This is a genomic window from Mesorhizobium sp. M7A.F.Ca.CA.004.12.1.1 (assembly GCF_003997835.1).
Taxonomy (GTDB): Bacteria; Pseudomonadota; Alphaproteobacteria; order Rhizobiales; family Rhizobiaceae; genus Mesorhizobium.
In genome coordinates, this window is the sequence record NZ_RZRK01000966.1 from 1 (window position 1) to 2,071 (window position 2,071).

Sequence of the window (2,071 nt, forward strand, 5' to 3'; positions counted from 1 at the left end):
GGCATGCGCGTGTTGGAGAAGAGATCCGGCCGTGAGCGCTGGCGCAGCCAGTCGACCACCTGGCCTTTGCCCGAGGTGTAGCCACCGGAGGCCCCGCCAAGCGCCTTGCCGAGCGTGCCGGTGATGATGTCGACCCTGCCCTCGACGCCGCAATGTTCGGCCGAGCCGCGGCCGTTTCGGCCGACGAAGCCGACGGCATGGCTGTCGTCGACCATCACCATGGCGTCGTATTTCTCGGCGAGGTCGCAGACACCCGTGAGATTGGCGATGATGCCATCCATCGAAAACACGCCGTCGGTGGCGATCAACCGGAAGCGGCAGTCCCGGGCTTCCTTCAGTCGCGCCTCGAGATCGGCCATGTCGTTGTTGGCGTAGCGGAAACGTTTGGCCTTCGACAGCCGCACGCCATCGATGATCGAGGCATGATTCAAGGCATCCGAGATAATGGCGTCTTCCTCGCCCAGCAGCGTCTCGAACAGGCCGCCATTGGCATCGAAACAGGAGCCGTAGAGGATGGTGTCTTCCATGCCGAGGAAAGAGGAAATCGTGGATTCGAGCTGCTTGTGCTCTTCCTGGGTGCCGCAGATAAAGCGCACCGATGCCATGCCGTAGCCATAGCGGTCGAGCGCCTGCTTGGCAGCATTGCGCAAATCGGCGCTATCGGCGAGGCCGAGATAGTTGTTGGCACAGAAATTCAGCACCTTGTCGCCGCCGACCTCGATCTCGGCCGACTGCGTCGAAGTGATCACCCGCTCCGACTTGTAGAGGCCTGCCGATTTGAGCCCCGCGAGCTCGCCGTCGATGTGGGAGAGGAATGCTGCGGTCATGGTCGGCCTCGTTTGATGTGGGCTGACTGTCGTCTCGTCCGCGTGAAAAATCCATCGCAAAAACGACCGGATCGGTGGCAAGCAGCACGATGCCGCCCCGATGTCGATCATCATGCGGCGGCGGAAACGATGCCGCGACAAGGGTTCTGGCCGATGACCGCTCAAATGCCGGTACGGCGTTAAACGAGCCGATAACCATTTCGCGATCTTTCGACAGCCGCCCCTCGCCGGGCAGCCGTCGATTTCCGGTCCTGTTAACGTTTGCAGTTCAATGGTGCTCATACAAGAATCTTTAGGCAAGAATCCGTAGGCGAGAGGGCCGCCCCCGAAAATGTCGCAGCAGCCGGTGCAAACCGTTTCAGGCAAGCTCATACTGCTGATCAAGGCCGGCTATTGGCTGGCCCTGCTGATCATTGCGGCCATGGTGATCGCCTCCTTCATCCTGCTGCAGCAGATGATGGCCACCCAACAGCACAATCACACCTTGCTCGACATCGTCAGCACACAAAAGACGCTGTCGCAGCGCATCGTCTTCCTTGCCGGTGCAACGGGCGCCGGCTCACGCGACAAGCAACCGGCGCTGGTCAGCGCGCTCAAGCAGGCAACGGCGGAGTTCGAGACGAACTACGACCTGCTGCTCGATCAGACGGGAGCCGATCCGCAATCGCCGGCCAAGCTTGACCCGAAGTCGATCGAAAGCGTCCTTTTCGCCAAGCCCTTCCACCTCGACTATTTCTCGGTCGGGCTGATCGCCAATGGCGACCGCCTGATCTCGGCCTATGAATCGCAATTCAGCGGCAATGGCGGTTACAAGGGCGGCGACGAACGCGTCAATCTCGACGCCTCCGTCGCCAATGCGACCTTGTCGGGCTACGCTGCGCTTGGCCAGCGCATCACTGCCGACGCCGACGACCGCTCCGAGAAGCTGCTCGCTCTCCATCGCACGCTGTTCTACGCCACAATCGGCGTCATCATACTGGTGGCGCTCTTCATCTTCAGGCCGATGTCGAACGCCATCCTGCGCAAGACGCATGAATTGATCGACGCGCGCAATTCCATGGCCTTCATCGCGGTGCATGACGGCCTTACCGGCCTGCACAACCGCACGTTCCTGACCGATCATTTCGACACGCTGATCAAGGGAACGCACCGGCGTCGCGAACGCCTTGCCGTCGTCCAGCTCGATCTCGACCGATTCAAGCAGATCAACGATACGCTCGGCCACGCCGCCGGCGACTATGTGC

Annotated in this window: 2 protein-coding genes; one reads left to right on the plus strand and one right to left on the minus strand. The window is 61.1% G+C overall.

The window, feature by feature from the left end; genetic code table 11:
* Positions 1-827 (minus strand): glycine C-acetyltransferase (locus tag EN984_RS32345; protein ID WP_127384250.1); only part of this gene is annotated, 827 nt, incomplete at its 3' end.
* A gap of 331 nt (positions 828-1,158) precedes the next feature.
* Here EN984_RS32345 and EN984_RS32350 point away from each other — a divergent pair.
* A partial coding sequence (locus tag EN984_RS32350) for a GGDEF domain-containing protein (protein WP_164765815.1) occupies positions 1,159-2,071 on the plus strand: 913 nt, incomplete at its 3' end.